The organism is Brevundimonas aurifodinae (assembly GCF_040195595.1).
Taxonomy (GTDB): domain Bacteria; phylum Pseudomonadota; class Alphaproteobacteria; order Caulobacterales; family Caulobacteraceae; genus Brevundimonas; species Brevundimonas aurifodinae.
On record NZ_JBEGDD010000007.1, the window covers coordinates 10,001 to 27,225 of the forward strand.

The 17,225-nt window shown below is 68.1% G+C and carries 9 protein-coding genes, 2 tRNA genes and 2 rRNA genes (1 of these 13 cut by a window edge); 9 read left to right on the forward strand and 4 right to left on the reverse strand.

The window, feature by feature from the left end; all coding sequences use genetic code 11:
- From ABN401_RS09495 to ABN401_RS09515, 5 genes are all read left to right on the forward strand, one after another.
- Positions 1 to 807 (forward strand): 23S ribosomal RNA (locus ABN401_RS09495); it begins 1,976 nt to the left of the window's first position.
- A 73-nt stretch (positions 808 to 880) separates the two neighbouring features.
- Positions 881 to 995, forward strand: a 5S ribosomal RNA gene (gene rrf / locus ABN401_RS09500).
- A gap of 61 nt (positions 996 to 1,056) precedes the next feature.
- Positions 1,057 to 1,133: transfer RNA gene (locus ABN401_RS09505), tRNA-Met, on the forward strand.
- Positions 1,134 to 1,177: 44 nt separating this feature from the next.
- A tRNA-Met gene (locus ABN401_RS09510) sits at positions 1,178 to 1,283 on the forward strand.
- Between the two features lie 150 nt (positions 1,284 to 1,433).
- Positions 1,434 to 5,135 carry a class I SAM-dependent DNA methyltransferase gene (locus ABN401_RS09515; protein ID WP_349684604.1) on the forward strand — a complete coding sequence of 1,234 codons (3,702 nt, stop codon included), beginning with the start codon at positions 1,434 to 1,436 and terminating at the stop codon, positions 5,133 to 5,135.
- 18 nt (positions 5,136 to 5,153) lie between these two features.
- On the opposite strand, the gene ABN401_RS09520 is transcribed toward ABN401_RS09515, so the two are convergent.
- Positions 5,154 to 5,639, reverse strand: a complete 486-nt coding sequence (locus ABN401_RS09520; RefSeq protein WP_349684605.1) for a MarR family winged helix-turn-helix transcriptional regulator — start codon at positions 5,637 to 5,639, stop codon at positions 5,154 to 5,156.
- A gap of 65 nt (positions 5,640 to 5,704) precedes the next feature.
- Between ABN401_RS09520 and ABN401_RS09525 the strand changes: the two genes are divergently transcribed.
- The 4 genes from ABN401_RS09525 (at position 5,705) to ABN401_RS09540 (ending at position 13,828) form a co-directional block, all read left to right on the forward strand.
- On the forward strand, positions 5,705 to 7,480 hold the full coding sequence (locus ABN401_RS09525) for an N-acetylglutaminylglutamine amidotransferase (RefSeq protein ID WP_349684606.1): 1,776 nt from the start codon (positions 5,705 to 5,707) through the stop codon (positions 7,478 to 7,480).
- The gene (gene ngg, locus ABN401_RS09530; RefSeq protein ID WP_349684607.1) at positions 7,470 to 9,239 is read left to right on the forward strand and encodes an N-acetylglutaminylglutamine synthetase; all 1,770 of its coding nucleotides are present in this window, start codon (positions 7,470 to 7,472) and stop codon (positions 9,237 to 9,239) included. The genes ABN401_RS09525 and ngg overlap by 11 nt, the downstream gene beginning before the upstream one ends.
- Before the next feature lie 10 nt (positions 9,240 to 9,249).
- Positions 9,250 to 10,368, forward strand: a complete 1,119-nt coding sequence (locus tag ABN401_RS09535) for an osmoprotectant NAGGN system M42 family peptidase (protein WP_349684608.1) — start codon at positions 9,250 to 9,252, stop codon at positions 10,366 to 10,368.
- A gap of 109 nt (positions 10,369 to 10,477) precedes the next feature.
- Complete coding sequence (locus ABN401_RS09540) at positions 10,478 to 13,828, forward strand: S41 family peptidase (protein WP_349684609.1); 3,351 nt, start codon at positions 10,478 to 10,480, stop codon at positions 13,826 to 13,828.
- A gap of 4 nt (positions 13,829 to 13,832) precedes the next feature.
- On the opposite strand, the gene ABN401_RS09545 is transcribed toward ABN401_RS09540, so the two are convergent.
- The 3 genes from ABN401_RS09545 to ABN401_RS09555 all read right to left on the reverse strand — a co-directional run bounded on the left by ABN401_RS09545 (position 13,833) and on the right by ABN401_RS09555 (position 17,224).
- Positions 13,833 to 15,476, reverse strand: coding sequence for a M28 family metallopeptidase (locus ABN401_RS09545; protein ID WP_349684610.1), 1,644 nt, complete (start codon positions 15,474 to 15,476; stop codon positions 13,833 to 13,835).
- A 33-nt stretch (positions 15,477 to 15,509) separates the two neighbouring features.
- The gene (locus ABN401_RS09550; RefSeq protein WP_349684611.1) at positions 15,510 to 16,211 is read right to left on the reverse strand and encodes a TMEM175 family protein; all 702 of its coding nucleotides are present in this window, start codon (positions 16,209 to 16,211) and stop codon (positions 15,510 to 15,512) included.
- 143 nt (positions 16,212 to 16,354) lie between these two features.
- Complete coding sequence (locus ABN401_RS09555; protein ID WP_349684612.1) at positions 16,355 to 17,224, reverse strand: cytochrome c1; 870 nt, start codon at positions 17,222 to 17,224, stop codon at positions 16,355 to 16,357.
- Position 17,225: the final 1 nt, after the last annotated feature.

Consider the following 17,225-nt stretch of genomic DNA (forward strand, 5'->3'; position numbering starts at 1 on the left):
ATAGCTTCGCCTTGGCGTTAGCGACCGTATGTGTAGGATAGGTGGGAGGCTATGAAACCGGGGCGCCAGCTCTGGTGGAGCCATCCTTGAAATACCACCCTTACTGTCGTTGACGTCTAACCGAGGGCCGTTATCCGGTCCCGGGACATGGCGTGGTGGGTAGTTTGACTGGGGCGGTCGCCTCCTAAAGTGTAACGGAGGCGCGCGATGGTGGGCTCAGACCGGTCGGAAATCGGTCGTCGAGTGCAATGGCATAAGCCCGCCTGACTGCGAGACTGACAAGTCGAGCAGAGACGAAAGTCGGCCATAGTGATCCGGTGGTCCCGCGTGGAAGGGCCATCGCTCAACGGATAAAAGGTACTCTAGGGATAACAGGCTGATTTTGCCCAAGAGTCCATATCGACGGCAAAGTTTGGCACCTCGATGTCGGCTCATCACATCCTGGGGCTGGAGCAGGTCCCAAGGGTTCGGCTGTTCGCCGATTAAAGTGGTACGTGAGCTGGGTTCAGAACGTCGTGAGACAGTTTGGTCCCTATCTGCCGTGGGTGTTCGAAGCTTGAGAGGATCTGTCCCTAGTACGAGAGGACCGGGATGGACATACCTCTGGTGGACCTGTCATGACGCCAGTTGTGCAGCAGGGTAGCTAAGTATGGAATAGATAACCGCTGAAAGCATCTAAGCGGGAAACTAACCTCAAAACAAGGCTTCGCTGAGGATCGTGGAAGACTACCACGTTGATAGGCCAGGTGTGGAAGCGCGGTGACGCGTGAAGCTTACTGGTACTAATAATCCGATCGGCTTGATCGTTTCTCAGCAAAACTCATTCGATTTTTCGAATACGACAATGTCTTCTCTCATCATCTGCTGTCCGCCTGGTTGACCTGGTGGCTATGTCGGAGGTTCCCCACCCGATCCCATTCCGAACTCGGTCGTTAAGCCCTCCAGAGCCAATGGTACTTCGTCTCAAGGCGCGGGAGAGTAGGTCGCCGCCGGGTCTACCAGGCGGACAGTCGATGATGAACTCTCGAACATTCTTCCTTCACGCCTACCGTTTGCCGCGGGATGGAGCAGCCCGGTAGCTCGTCAGGCTCATAACCTGAAGGTCGCAGGTTCAAATCCTGCTCCCGCACCCAAATCTCAAAGCCCCGATGGTTCGCCTCGGGGCTTTTTGCTGTTCTGCGCGCCGATGGAGCAGCCCGCGTCGCGTCGCCGTATACGGCTCCGCTCCACTCGTCAGGCTCATAACCTGAAGGTCGCAGGTTCAAATCCTGCTCCCGCACCCAAATCTCAAAGCCCCGATGGTTCGCCTCGGGGCTTTTTGCTGTTCTGCGCCGGCGAGGTCCCTCCGCCGGCGTCGTCATCGTCCACTCCGGCGATGTCCTTCGGTTGCGCGGAGCGGGCTTTCCGGGCCAAGTGGGGCGGGGAGACTGCGGTTGGACGTCGACGCCTTCATCGATCGCTGGAAGGACGCGCGAGGCGGGGCCGAGCGCGCCAACTACCAGATGTTCCTGTCGGAGATGTGCGAGGCCCTGGGTCTGCCGCGCCCCGATCCGGCCAGCGCCGACACCGCCAGCAATGACTATGTCTTCGAGCGCGGGGTGAAGCGGCGCGAGTCCGAGGGCACGGCCTCGACCACCCGGATCGACCTGTACAAGCGCGGCTGCTTCATCCTGGAGGCCAAACAGTCGCGCGCCGACCAGCGCCAGGCGGCGGCGTCCCTGGCGTTCAGGCCCGAAGAATCCGCCTCGACCGCCGCCGCCGAGGGCCGGTGGGACGACATGATGCGCAGCGCCCGGCGCCAGGCCGAGGACTATGTCGTTCGCCTGCCGACCGACCATGCGGCCCCGCCGTTCATCATCGTCTGCGACGTCGGCTATGTGTTCGAGGTCTTCGCCGACTTTTCGGGCACCGGCCGGGGCCACTCCGAGTTTCCGGACCGCAAGGGCTATCGCATCCGGCTGGAGGACCTGCGGCGCGAGGAGATCCGGGACCGGCTGCGCGCCATCTGGAGCGATCCCCAGTCGCTGGACCCCACGCGGGAATCCGCGCGCGTCACGCGTCAGATCGCCGAGCGGCTGGCGGCCGTGTCGCGCCGGCTGGAGAGGAACCACCCGGCCGAGGAGGTGGCGCATTTCCTGATGCGTTGCATCTTCACCATGTTCGCCGAGGACGTGGACCTGCTGCCCAGGGGCGAGTTCACCCGGCTGCTGGAAGACTCGCTGGACGGCCCCGACAGCTTCGCGCCTCTGCTGCAGGAGCTGTGGCGCAAGATGGACGCGCGCGATCACGCGGACCGGTTCTTCTCGCTGTTCCGCACCCATCTGCGCTGGTTCAACGGCAATCTGTTCAAGGAGGCCAGGGCCTTCGCCATGACGCGCGAGGAGATCGGCGAACTGCTGGCCGCCAGTCGCCACGACTGGCGCTATGTCGAGCCGGCCATCTTCGGCACCCTGGTGGAACAGGCGCTGGACCCGGCCGAGCGCAGGAAGCTGGGGGCCCACTATACCCCCCGGTCCTATGTCGAGCGGCTGGTCGAGGTGACGGTGATGGAGCCGCTGCGGGCCGACTGGTCGGATGTGGAGGTCAAGGTCGGCGACGCGCGGGAGCGGGGCGACATGGCGGACGCCGTCGCGCGGGTGCGCGCCTTTCACCACCAGCTGTGCGCCACCCGGGTGCTGGACCCGGCCTGCGGGACCGGCAACTTCCTGTATGTGGCGCTGGAGCTGATGAAGACCCTGGAGGGCACGGTGCTGGAGGCGCTGGCCCAGCTGGGCGAGACCGAGACCATCGGGCTGGAGACGGTCGATCCGCACCAGTTCCTGGGCATCGAGCTGAATGTGCGGGCCGCCGCCATCGCCGAACTGGTGCTGTGGATCGGCTATCTGCAGCAGCACTATCGCAACCGCTCCGAACACCCCGCCGAGCCGATCCTGAAGGCGTTCGGCAACATCCAGCAGAAGGACGCGGTCCTGACCTGGGACGGCTATCCGGAGCTGCAGTTTTCAATCCTCCCCCGCGACGCGGGGGAGGGGGACCGCGGAGGCCGCTTGGCCGACGGGGTGGAGGGGGCGACCCCAGACACCGCGTCCGCCTCCGCCCCCTCCACCGCTTCGCGGTCCCCCTCCCCCGTGAAGAACGGGGGAGGATCGTCGCCGGTCCCCGTCTTCCCGAACGCCCGGCGGCCGGAGTGGCCCGAGGCGGAGTTCATCGTGGGGAATCCGCCGTTCATCGGCGGCAAGGACCTGCGCTCCCGAATGGAGCCCGGCTATGCCGAGGCGCTGTGGAAGGCGCATCCGCACATGAACGAGAGCGCCGACTTCGTCATGTACTGGTGGGACCGGGCGGCCGAACTGCTGACCCGCAAGAAGACGCCGCTGCGCCGCTTCGGCCTCGTCACCACCAACTCGATCAGCCAGGTGTTCCAGCGCCGGGTGATGGAGCGTCACCTCAACGCGAAGGCTCCGGTGTCGATCATTTTTGCCGTGCCGGACCATCCGTGGACCAAGGCGACCAAGGACAGCGCGGCGGTGAGGATCGCGATGACGGCCGCGCGGGCGGGGGCGTTCGAGGGCGAATTGCGCGAGGTGATGACGGAAGCTGGGCTGGACACGGATGAGCCGACGCTGTTCTTCAGCGATAGCCGCGGAAGAATCAACCCGGACCTCACTGTAGGTATCGACGTTGCTAGCGCAGGAAAACTTGTGGCCAACGCCGGCTTGTCCTCGCGTGGCGTTGTCCTGCATGGGGCGGGATTCATCGTAACGCCGGCAGAAGCTGAGCAACTCGGGCTCGGTCGGCGCGACGGTCTTGAGCATCATATTCGACACTATCGGAACGGCCGTGACCTCACGGCCTATCCGCGTGGGGTGATGGTGATCGACCTGTTCGGTCTATCTGCAGAACGGGTGCGCCAAGACTATCCGGAAGTTTACCAGCACGTTCTTGAGCACCTGAAACCGGAGCGAGACAAGAACGCACGCGCTTATCGCCGAGAAGGGTGGTGGCTGTTTGGCGAGAACGTCCCTGAAGCTCGCACCGCTTGGCGCGACCTGACGCGTTACGTCGCGACCGTTGAAACTGCTAAGCACCGGATCTTTCAGTTCCTCGAGACGAGCATCCTTCCCGACAATATGCTCGTGGCCATAGCAAGTTCGGACGCGTGGCATCTGGCGGTCTTGTCGAGCCGGGTCCACACGTCTTGGGCCCCGATTCTTGGCGGTTGGCTCGGTTACGGCAACGATCCCCGCTACTCGAAGTCCCGCTGCTTCGATCCCTTCCCCTTCCCCGACCCCGACGAGGCCACCCGCGCTCGCCTCCGGGCGCTGGGCGAGGAGCTCGACGCCACGCGCAAGACGGTGCAGGGCGAGCATCCGGACCTGACGCTGACCGGCCTCTACAATGTGCTGGAGAAGGTCCGGGCGGGGGCCGAGCTGACGGCCGCAGAGGCCGATGTGAAGGCGCGCGGGCGGGTGCTGATCCTGAAGGACCTGCACGAGCAGATCGATCGGGCGACCCTTCAGGCCTACGGCTGGGACGACCTGATTCCCCTCCTGTCCCCTTCTCCCCTTGCGGGAGAAGGTGGCGCGGAGCGCCGGATGAGGGGTACGGAGCCGCGCCCCGATACGGCGCAGCGGTCGCACCCGGTTGACACCGAGTCTCACCCCTCATCCGACCCGCTTCGCGGGCCACCTTCTCCCGCAAGGGGAGAAGGAAAGAACTTGGACGAGCTCATTCTCGAACGCCTGGTCGCCCTGAACGCCGAGCGGGCGGCGGAGGAGGCCGCCGGCCACGTCCGCTGGCTGCGCCCCGACTATCAGATCCCCCGCTTCGCCAAGGGCGCCGCCGCGCCCAGGACCGGCGAGCTGGACCTGGGGGCCCAGGTCGTCGCCATCGGCTCGAAAAAGGATGGGGGATTGCCCGCCTTTCCCAAGGACAAGGGCGAACAGGTCATGGCGATCCGCGCCGTGCTGCAGGCGTCGTCCGCGCCGATGGACGCCGCCGCCGTGGCGCGCGCCTTCAAGGGCGGGGGCAGGAAGATCGAGCAGCGGGTGGTCCAGGCGCTGAACACCCTGGTCCGCTATGCGGAGATCACGGCCCTGGTGGACGGTCGCTTCGCCGCGCGGCGGGCGGCGTGAGCGGGCCACCGCGCGGGATCACGCCGGGGCGCTGACCGCATCTCGGTCGGGGGGCTCGGCGGCCATGAGGGCCGACAGCATCTCCATGGCGTCCGCGAGCGCCTGCTTCTGGTCCAGCGGCAGGGCCGACCAGCGCGCAAGGGCGTCCGCGCGCAGAAAGCCCGGGGCCGTGGTCAGGGCGTCGCGACCCTGATCCGTCAGCCGGGCGTGGACGATGCGGCGGTCCGTCGTCGAGCGGTAGCGGACGATCATGCCGTGCGCCTCCAGCCGGTCCAGCACGGCGACGACGGTGGGCGGCGACATCGACACATCGCGCGAGATCGCGCTGGTGCTGACTTCGCCCATGGCGCGGATCGACTGAAGCACCAGCAGCTGGGGCAGGGTCAGACCCGTCAGGCGCGCGATCTCGCGGGACCGCACATCGATCGCCTGGGCGATCCGCCGGACGGATCGGACCAGGGACGCCGTGGGATCGGGCGGTTGTTCGGGAGAAAAGGCCGTCATCGGGTTGAAACTCTTTCGCACACGAACCATTTGTACACGCTGCTTCCACGTTTCAAGGAGGGCCCATGTGCGGTCTGAGCGGCGAGATCAATTTCGACGGACGACCGGCCGATGCCGGCGCCGTGCAACGCATGACCGATGCGCTCTCGCCACGGGGACCGGACGGGTCGGGGATCGTCATGCGCGGGCCGGTGGGCCTGGGTCATCGCCGTCTGAAGATCATCGACCTGAGTGAAAAGGCCCAGCAGCCGATGGTCGACGCCGATCTGGGCGTCACCCTGGCCTTCAACGGCTGCATCTACAACTATCCCGAACTGCGCGAGGAGCTGATCGGGATGGGGTTCCGGTTCTTCTCGCACGGCGACACCGAGGTCATCATCAAGGCCTGGAAGGCCTGGGGCGAGGCCTGCGTCGATCGGTTCAAGGGGATGTTCGCCTTCGTAATGCACGAGCGGGACACGGGCCGGACCGTGATCGCCCGCGACCGGTTCGGGATCAAGCCCCTGTATCTGGCAGAGCAGGGCAAGCGGCTGAGGTTCGCCTCGACCCTGCCGGCGCTGCTGGCGGCGGGCGACGTGGACAGGACGATCGATCCGGTCGGCCTGCACCACTATATGACCTTCCACGCCGTGGTGCCGCCGCCGCACACCCTGCTGAAGGGGGTGAAGAAGTTCCCGCCGGCGACCCTCCGCGTGATCGAGGCGGACGGGACGGCGAGGGACCGGCTGTACTGGCAGCCGGACATGACCCGTCACGCCGAAGACGCGTCCCTGAGCGCCGAGGACTGGCGCGACCGGGTGCTGAACAGTCTGCGCGCGGCGGTGAAGCGGCGCATGGTCGCCGATGTGCCTGTGGGCGTGCTGCTGTCGGGCGGCGTGGATTCCAGCCTGATCGTCGGCCTGCTGGCGGAACTGGGTCAGACCGATCTGATGACCTTCTCGGTCGGGTTCGAGGCGGCCAACGGCGAGCAGGGCGACGAGTTCGTCTATTCCGACCTGATCGCCAAACACTACGGGACCAAGCACCACCAGATCTTCGTTCCGCACGCCCGGCTGATGGAGGCCCTGCCCGGGACCATCGGCGCGATGTCCGAGCCGATGGTCAGCTATGACAACGTCGGCTTCTATCTGCTGAGCCAGGAAGTCTCGAAACACATCAAGGTGGTGCAGTCGGGACAGGGCGCGGACGAGGTGTTCGCCGGCTATCACTGGTATCCGCCGATGCTGGAGACCAACGACCCGGTCGAGACCTATGCCAGGGCCTTCTTCGACCGCAGCCACGTGACGCTGAAGACCCAGTTGAACGGCGCATACATGGCCGACACCGACGTCAGCCGCGCCCTGGTCGAGGCCCATTTCGCGCAAGGCCGCGCCGATACGCCGGTCGATCAGGCCCTGCGTCTGGACAGCCAGGTGATGCTGGTCGACGACCCGGTGAAGCGGGTCGACAACATGACCATGGCCTGGGGTCTGGAGGCGCGCGTGCCCTTCCTCGATCACGAACTGGTCGAGCTGGCGGGGCGCATCCCGCCCGAGCACAAGCTGGCCCAGGGCGGCAAGGGGGTGCTGAAGGAGGCGGCGCGTCTGCTCATCCCGTCCGAGGTCATCGACAGGAAGAAGGGCTATTTCCCCGTGCCCGCCCTGAAATACATTCAGGGGCCCTACCTCGACATGGTGCGCGAGGCCCTGACCAATCAGGCGGCGCGCGACCGGGGCCTGTTCGACCCCGAATATCTGGACACCTTGTTCGCCGATCCGACGGCGCACATCACGCCCCTGCGCGGGTCGGAGCTGTGGCAGGTCGCCGTGCTCGAGATGTGGATGCAGCAACATGGCGTCTGACGTCCGCCCCACCCGGACCAAGGCGCACCGGCTGAAGCGGCTGCGCCACGAGGGGCTGAAGCCGCCGGTGCGCTCGGGCGAGGGACCGTCGGCCAACGCGGTGCTGGACTGCGGCTGGGGGCGGCTGCTCTTCGCCCAGACCTTCGCCACGGCCGAGCCCCTGATCGAGGCGCTGCGGGCCGAGGGGCCGGACCGGCGCGACATCGCCTTCTATGTCCGCAATCCGCACGTCCTGCTGGCCCAGGCGCCGCAGGAGGTGTTTCTGGACCCGTCCCACACCTATCGGCTGGACCTGGCCATCTATCGCGCCAGCCGTCGCCAGCCGAGGGGCTTCACCGTGCGCCGGCTGACGTCCGAGCGCGACGCCGAGGCGGTCAACGACATCTACGCCCGGCGCAAGATGGTGCCCGTGCCGCCCGACTTCTTCTGGTCGCGGCGCGACGACCGGACCCTGACCTATTTCGTGGCCGAGGACACCACCACCGGCCGGGTGATCGGGACGGTGACCGGCGTGAACCACGTCCGCGCCTTCGATGATCCCGAGTGCGGATCGTCCCTGTGGTGCCTGGCCGTCGACCCGCAGGCGACCCAGCCGGGGATCGGCGAGGCCCTGGTGCGACGGCTGGCCGAGCACTTCAAGACCCAGGGGCTGGCCTACATGGACCTGTCGGTCATGCACGACAACGACCAGGCCATCGCCCTCTATGACAAGCTGGGTTTTCGCCGGGTGTCGTTCTTTGGGGTCAAGCGCAAGAACCCCATCAACGAGGCCCTGTTCGTCGGGCCGACAGACGACCACGACCTGAACCCCTATGCCCGGATCATCGTCGATGAGGCGCGCCGGCGCGGCATCCACACCGAGATCGTCGACGCCGAGGGGGGCTTGTTCCGGCTGAGCTGGGGCGGGCGGACGGTGCGGTGTCGCGAAAGCCTGTCGGAGCTGACCTCGGCCGTGGCGCTCAGCGTCTGCGACGACAAGCGGATGACGCGCCGGATCGTCGAGGCCGCCGGCGTGCGGGTGCCCGCCCGGATCGACGCCGACGACGACGAGGCCATCAAGGCGGCGCTGGAGCAGTACGGCAGCCTGGTGGTCAAGCCCGCGCGGGGCGAGCAGGGGCAGGGGGTCGCCGTCGGCCTGTCCAGCGCGGAGGCGGTGCGGACCGCCGTCGAGCGCGCGCGCCGCATCTGTCCGCAGGTGCTGATCGAGGAACAGGTCGAGGGCGAGGATCTGCGGCTGGTGGTCATCGACTACAAGGTCGTGGCCTGCGCCCTGCGACGTCCGCCGCGCGTCGTCGGCGACGGGCGCTCGACCCTGCGGGCCCTGATCGAGCATCAGAGCCGGCGACGGGCGGCGGCGACGGGCGGGGAATCGACCATCCCCATCGACGACGAGACGGAGCGCACCCTGGCCGAGGCGGGCCATCGGCTGGACGACGTGGCGCCGGACGGGGCCGAGGTCATGGTGCGCAAGGCCGCCAACCTGCATCTGGGCGGGACCATTCACGACGTCACAGACGAGGTCCATCCGGCGCTGATCCGCGCCGCCATCGCCGCGGCAAGGGCCATCGACATTCCCGTGACCGGCATCGACCTGATGGTGAAGTCGCCGCGCGAGCCGGACCATGCCTTCATCGAGGCGAACGAGCGCCCCGGCCTGGCCAACCACGAGCCCCAGCCGACGGCCGAGCGGTTCATCGATCTGCTGTTTCCCCTGTCCGCCCCGACTTCGGCGCGCGCCGCGCCCCGGTCCGAAGCCTGAAGGAGGCCCTTTGGCCCGCCCCGAGATCGATCTCGACTACCTGAAGGCCCGTCTGGCCGACCTGCTGAACACGCCCAGCCCGACGGGCTATACGGACGAGGCCGTCTGGCTGCTGTGCCGCGAGCTCGGCCGCCTGGGGCTCGACTACGAGTTGACGCGGCGCGGCGCGATCCGGGCCCGGTTGCCGGGCAGCGCCGCCAAGCCGGCCCGGGCCCTGGTCGCGCACGTCGATACCCTGGGGGCCCAGGTCAAGGCGGTGAAGTCGAACGGGCGGCTGGAGCTGGTCGCCATCGGCCACTGGTCGTCGCGCTTCGCCGAGGGGGCGCGAGCGACCGTCTTCTCCGAGGGCGGGTCCTGGCGCGGGACCATCCTGCCGCTGAAGGCGTCGGGCCACACCTTCAACGACGAGGTGGATACCCAGCCGGTCAACTGGCAGCAGATCGAACTGCGGATCGACGCCGTCACGCATGGGCGCGAGGACACCCTGGCGCTGGGCGTCGACATCGGCGACATCGTCGCCATCGACCCGCAGCCGGAGTTCATGGACACGGGTTTCATCGTCTCGCGCCACCTGGACGACAAGGCCGGCGTCGCCACCCTGCTGGCCGCGCTTGAGTGCATGATCCGCGAGGAGCGCACGCCGACGGTCGACACCTGGTGGCTGTTCACCATCGCCGAGGAGGTGGGGTTGGGGGCGTCCTCGGTGCTGATCCCCGACGTCGCCGCCATGGTGACGGTCGACAACGGCACGACGGCGCCCGGGCAGAACTCGTCCGAGTTCGGCGTCACCATCGCCATGGCCGACCAGACCGGGCCGTTCGACTGGCACCTGACGCGAAAGCTGGTCCAGCTGGCCCGCGATCACGAGATCCCGCACCAGAAGGACGTGTTCCGATACTATCGCTCGGACTCGGCCTCGGCCCTGGAGGCGGGGGCCGATATCCGCACCGCCCTGATCACCTTCGGCATCGACGCCAGCCACGGCTATGAGCGGATCCACGAGAGCGCCCTGGTCGATCTGGCGCGTCTGATCGTGGCCTACGCCGAAAGCGAGGTCGAGATCGGTCGTGACGCCAAACCGCTGGGCGGCGTCAAGGGTTTCACCCACCAGCCCGTGGATGACCACTAGCGCCTGACCGACGGATCAAGGGTGCCACCCGCCCGCTGGTTCTGCCTGGGCGCTTGCCAGAACCCCTCCGCTGTCGGACTGTCCCGTCCTGGTTTGAGGGGTGGTTCAAATGGTCTTCGATCTCCGTAGTTTCGCTGTCGCCGCCATGGCCTCGGCGTCCGTCCTGGCGCTCACGGCCGGCAGCGCCGAGGCCCAGAGCGCCATCCTGCAGCAGCCGACGATGAGCGCCTCGCAGGTCGCCTTCGTCTACGGCGGGGACCTGTGGACGGTGCCACGGGCCGGGGGCCGGGCCCAGCGGCTGACGGTCGGGGTCGGGGTCGAGTCCGGGCCCGTCTTCTCGCCCGACGGCCGGACCCTGGCCTTCACCGGAGAATACGACGGCAACATCGACGTCTATACCGTACCGGTGGCCGGCGGCCTGCCCCGGCGGATCACCTACCACCCCGGAAATGACGCCGCCGTCGGCTGGTCGCCCGATGGGGCGAAGGTGCTGTTCCGATCCAACCGATCGGCCGCCAGCCGCTATACACAGCTGTTCGCCGTGGACGCCGAGGGTGGCGCGCCCGAGGCCATGCCTCTGCCCTATGCCTATGCGGGCCACATGTCCGGCGACGGCCGGGCGATCGCCTACAGCCCGTTCCAGGCCGCGTTCGGCTTCGACTTTTCCAGCTATGTGGCCTGGGGCAACTATCGTGGCGGGCGGGCCTCGACCATCAATGTGACGACGCTGGACGGTCTGGACACGATCGAGATCCCGCAGGTCGACGGCTCCAACGATCTGTCCCCGGTTTGGATGGGCGGGATGATCTATTTCCTGTCGGACCGCGATGGGCCGATTTCCATCTACAGCTATGACCCGGCGAGCCAGGCGGTGGCGTCGGTCTGGACCAATGACGGGCCCCAGATCCGGTCGCTGTCGACCGACGGCACGGCCCTGGTGTTCGACCGGCTGGGCGAGATCTTCACCCTGACGGCCGGAGGCCAGCCGCAGGCGATCCGCGTCGATGTGGCCGGCGACATGCCCGATGCCCGTCCGCGCATCCTGAACGTCGCCGACCAGATCCAGTCGGTGGTGCTGTCGCCCAGCGCGGCGCGGGTGGCGGTCGAGGCGCGCGGCGAGATATTGTCGGTGCCGGCGATGCGGGGCGCGGTGCGCAACCTGACCAACACCCCCGGCGTCATGGAGCGCAGCCCGGCCTGGAGCCCGGACGGTCAGAAGGTCGCCTATTTCTCGGACGAATCGGGCCTGTACGCCCTGCATGTCGCGCCCCAGAACGGCGAGGGAGAGGTCCGCAGATTCCCGCTGGCGCCGGAGCCGACCTATTATTTCGAGCCGGTCTGGTCGCCGGATTCGCGCAAGGTCGCCTTCTACGACAACGCCCTGCGCAACTGGGTGCTGGACACCACGACCGGACGTCTGACGCAGGTCGGCCAGGCCCAGACGCACGGCGGCTTCACCGAAGTGTCCAGCGACATGGCCTGGTCGCCGGACTCGCGCTGGCTGGTCTATTCGAGGAATGGCGAGAACCGGCTGACGGCGCTGCATCTGTTCAACGTCGAGAGCGGGTCCTCGACCCAGATCACGTCGGACATGGGCGACGCGCGCTTCCCGACCTTCGATCGCGGCGGGGACTATTTGTATTACGTCGGGTCGAACAATTTCGGGGCGGCGACCTATCGGCTGGACATGTCCAGCAACCTCTATACCCCGACGCATTCGATCTATGCGGTGGCGCTGAACGCCGGGACGCCGTCGCCGGTCGCGCCGCTGAACGACGACGAAGGCGCAGCCCCGCCCGAGACGCCCGAGGCCCCTCCGTCCACCGGCCCTCAGCCCACCCCGCCGCCCAGCGGCCCGATCGCGGTCGATCTGGCCGGTCAGTCGCTGGACGCCATCCAGCGCCGGACCGTCGCCCTGCCGATCCCGGTGCGGCCCTATGCGGGGCTTACGGCGGGCAAGCCGGGCGTCCTGTTCTTCCTGGAGGAGACGACGCCCGCCGGGGCGACGGGGCCGGCGGACATGGCGCTGAACCGCTTCACCCTGAAGGACCGCAAGGTCGAGCGTCTGGCCGAGCGGGTCATGTCCTTCGACCTGTCGGCCAATGGCGAGACCATGCTGGTCGCCACCCGCGCCGGGGGCGGGGAGGCGGCTCCGGGCACGCCGCCGCGCCCGCCGACCTATGCCGTCGTGCCGGCCAATGCGCCGATCAAGGCCGGGGAGGGGGCCGTCAGCTTCGACCAGTTGGACGTCCGCATCGACCCCCGCGCCGAGTGGGCCCAGATGTATCGCGAAGTGTTCCGCATGCAGCGGGCCTATTTCTATGACCCCGGCTTCCATGGCTCGGACCTGGCGGCGGTGGAGCGCGAGCTTCAGCCCTTCGCCGACGCGGTGCTGTCGCGGACCGATCTGAACTATGTGTTCCACGAGGCCCTGACCGGCATGTCGGTCGGGCATCTGCGCGGCGGGGGCGGCACCATCGCCACGGCGAGGCGCGTGCCCGGGGGGCTGCTGGGGGCGGATTACGCCGTCCAGGGCGGCCGTTGGTGCATCACCCGGATCTATGGCCCGACGGTCTTCTCGCCCGACGTGGTCGGACCCCTGGCCCAGCCGGGGATCGATGCGCGGGTCGGCGACTGCGTGCTGTCGGTCAATGACATGGCGGTAACGACGGACATGGACATCCAGCAGGCGCTGGAAGGCACGGCCGGGCGTCTGGTGACCCTGCGGCTGGGCAGCGCCTCAGGCGCGGGCGCGCGCGACGTCAGCGTCCAGCCGATCGCGAGCGAGGCACGGCTGCGGTACCTGGACTGGATCGAGGGCAACCGACGGCGGGTCGACGAACTGTCCGGCGGGCGGCTGGCCTATGTGCATCTGCCCGACACCGGCCAGGGCGGCTTCACCAGCTTCAACCGCTACTTCTTCGCCCAGTCCGATCGCCAGGGCGCCGTCATCGACGAGCGGTTCAACGGCGGGGGCCAGATGGCGGACTATATCATCGAGGTGCTGGGGCGTGATCTGCAGAGCTGGTGGTCGCCGCGCTACGGCGCCATCGACCGGACCCCTGCCCACGCCATCCTGGGGCCGCACGTCATGATCGCCAACGAGGTGGCGGGATCGGGCGGCGACGCCCTGCCGTGGATGTTCAAGGAGGAGCGGCTGGGCACCCTGGTCGGCAAGCGGACCTGGGGCGGACTGGTCGGGATCGGGCCCATGCCGCCGCTGATGGACGGCGGACAGGTGACCTCGCCCAACGTCGGCTTCTTCAACCCGCGCGGCGAATGGGAGGTCGAGAACGCGGGCGTGGCCCCGGATGTCGAGGTCGATCAGGACCCGGCCGCCGTGGCCGCCGGTCGCGATCCGCAGCTGGAAACCGCGGTCGCGATCGCGCTGAGGGCGCTGGAGGCCCAGCCACCGGCCCAGCCGCGGCGACCGGCCTATCCGGTCTATCCGCAGCGATAGGGGATCAGTCCCGGGCCGCCGCGCTGGTGGCCCGGGCCGTGGCGAACTCGGACGTCGGCTGCCACTGGGGCCAGTCGCGGCCGTTGGCCAGGTCGCGGGCGATGGTCCAGTAGACCTCCAGGTCCTGAATCTGGCCGCGATAGTCCCAGTCTGCGGACCATTCGTCGTTGGCCTGATGATAGCGGTCGGCGGTGTATTCCGCGCGCGCCGCCGTGCGCTCGGCGATCGGCTCGTCCACGAAGGCCCCGGAAGAGTCGGCATAGACCATCGGCACGCCGCGCTTGGCCAGCGGGAAGTGGTCGGAGCGGAAGTAGAAGCCGGCCTGGGTCGACTGGTCCGGCTCGAGGGTCCGGCCCTGCGCCGCCGCCACCGTCTCCAGCCGGGCGTCGAAGTCGGACTGGCCGTAGCCGATGACGCCCAGATGCCGGGTCCGGCCATAGACGTTGGCCGAGTCCATGTTGAAGCCGCCGACGGTGGTCTCCAGCGGATACAGCGGGTTGGCGGCGTAGTATTCCGACCCCAGCAGGCCGCTTTCCTCGGCGGTGAAGCCGATGAAGACCAGGGACCGTTCGGTGCGGGGCGCGGCTCCGGCGATGCGGGCCAGTTCCAGCAAGCCGGCGATGCCGGACGCGTTGTCGACCGCGCCGTTGAAGATGGCGTCGCCGTCGGCGTCCGCCGTGCCGACGCCGATGTGGTCCCAGTGGCCGGTGAACAGGATGGTCTCGTCCGGGTGGGTCGTGCCGGGCAGGCGGCCGATGATGTTCTGGGTCTCGATCCGCTCGGAGGCCACGTCGAAGGTGGCGTCCATCGTGGCGCCGGTCAGGGGCACGGGCTGAAAGTCGCGGCTGCGGGCCTGGACTTTCAGGGCGTCGAAATCGAGCCCGGCGCGGCGGAACAGCTCGACGGCGACATCGCGCTGGATCCAGCTTTCGACCGGCACCCGCTCATTGGCGTTGTCGCGGACGATGTCGAACTGGGGCCCCGACCAGCTGTTGCGGACCGTGGTCCAGCCGTAGGAGGCCGGCGCGTCCTCGTGCACGATGATGACGCCGGCGGCGCCCAGGCGGGCCGCCTCCTCATATTTGTAGGTCCAGCGGCCGTAGTAGGTCATGGCCCGGCCGCCGAAGGTGTCCAGCCCCGGCTCCTCGAAGTCGGCGTCGTTGACCAGGACGACCAGGATCTTGCCGGTCATGTCCTGGCCCTTGAAGTCGTCCCAGTTCCGCTCGGCCGCCTTGATGCCATAGCCGACGAAGACGAGCGGCGCGTCCGCGACCGTCACCTGGTCCAGGCCCGGCCGGCGGGTCGAGATCACGGCCTGCTCGCCCTGGGTCAGGGGCAGGGTCCAGTCGCCGACCGACAGCGCGGCCTGGATGTTGGAGGCGGAGAAGCGGTTCAGGGCGACGGCCTGGGTCCAGCCGCCGTTCTCGCCGCCGGGTTCCAGGCCCGCGGCGGCCATCGCGCCCGCCATATAGCCGATGACCCGTTCCTCGGCCGGGGTGGCGATGCCGCGACCCTGATAGTCGTCGGCGGACAGGGTGCGGATGTGCTGATCCAGGCGGGCCGGATCGAAGGCGGTCTCCTGGGCGGCGGCGGGCAGGGCGAGGGCCCAGACACTGGTCATGGCGGCGACGGCGGTGACGAAACGCATGGGCGGACCTTCGTGTGACGAGAGGGAAGAAGGTTAGGGGGTCGATCCGTCCGTGTCGACGGTGGCCGGGTGGCCGCTCGCCTTGCGTTCCTCGAGCCAGGAGGCGACGCCGATGGCCAGGGGGATCAGCATATAGACCATGCCGCCCGCCCAGACGGCGATCCGGGGCGGCGCCAGAGCGGCCGTCAGCACCGACAGGAGCGCGACGCTCATCAGAATGGTCCAGTTGATCAGCCAGGATCGCCCATCCGACGCCTGGGCCCGGGTGATCGGCCTGAGCCGCAGATGATGGCCGTAGAGAGCCGCGAACAGGCCCGAGAGGACCAGGAAGCCCGAGCTGTAGATCAGATAAAGGTCGCGGACCTCGACGAAGCTGCCCGCCAGTTCGCCTCCGGGCAGGCGACCGCCCGACAGGGCGTGAAACGCGGACTCGACCATCAATCTGAGCGGAAAGACATAGAGCAGGACCAGGAAGACGACGCCGAGGCTGAGCGCCGTCGACAGTCGATCCCGCGTCGGCCACAGGCGCCCGAGATCGCGGTAGCCCAGCCAGAACATGGCGATCAGCGCGAAGCTGGCGGCATAGGCCGGGGCGCGCAGGGCGACCGCCTTGAGCTCCGTCAGGCTGCCTGGCGGGTCTCCACCGCCGGCGATCAGAAGGGTCACGGCGAAGGCGAAGGCGGCATCGACGAAGGCGTCGAGCCGTCGGGCCATGTCCAGTTTCGCGTCCGCCATCCTTCGTCCCTCGCGGCTCAGGGTCGGAAAACTAGCAGAGGATCGGCAAGCCGTCGCATGGCCTTCGAGAGCCCGCCCTGGACAACGAAAGGCCCGCCGGAGCGAACTCCGGCGGGCCTGGTCGGACTGGCTGGAAGGCGACCCTAGTGGGCCACGTTCTTCCAGATCTTGCGATAGCTGGCGTAGGTCAGGCCGGCGAAGATGGCCAGGAAGGCGAGGACGCCCATGCCGGTCTGCTTGCGCTCGGTCGCCCGGGGATCGGACGCCCACGAGATGAAGGCCGCGACGTCCTTGGCCATCTGATCGACGCTGGCGACGGTGCCGTCGTCGAAGGTCACCTGGCCGTCCGACAGGACCGGCGGCATGGCGATGAAGCCGCCATAGGGCACCTTGTCCGGATCGCCGTCCCAGAAGGGCGTCATGTCGCCGGCCATATAGGGGTTGTAGTACTGGCCGACGCCGACGCGCAGGCCCGCGGGCGGGTCCACATAGCCGCTGAGCAGCGAGTAGATGTAGTCCGCGCCGCCGGCGCGAGCCTTGGTCATGACCGACAGGTCGGGCGGATAGGCCCCGCCGTTGGCGGCGGCTCCGGCCGTGCGGTTCGGCCACGGGCTGGGGAAGCGGTCGGCGGCGATGCCGGGACGCATGATCGGCTCGCCGGTCTCGGTGTCGATATCGGCGATCTGGGCTTCGGCCGCGATGGCGCGGACGAAGCGGTTCTCGGCCGGGCTCGCCGCATGGGAATCATAGAAGGGGCCGCCGCGCTCGCCCAGGGTGCGGAACGACAGGAGGTCCATCGAGTGGCAGACCGAGCAGACCTCGCGATAGACCTTGTAGCCGCGCTGCAGCTGGGCCTGGTCGTGGGTGCCGAACGGGCTCTCGAAAGAGAATCCGCCCGAGCGGGGGTGCTTGGCCTCACCGGCCGCGAAGGCCGGAGAGGACAGGGTGGCGAAGGCCAGGACGGCCACTGCGATCTTGCGAAGGGGCATGGCTTTGTGAAGGAACTGGGTCATC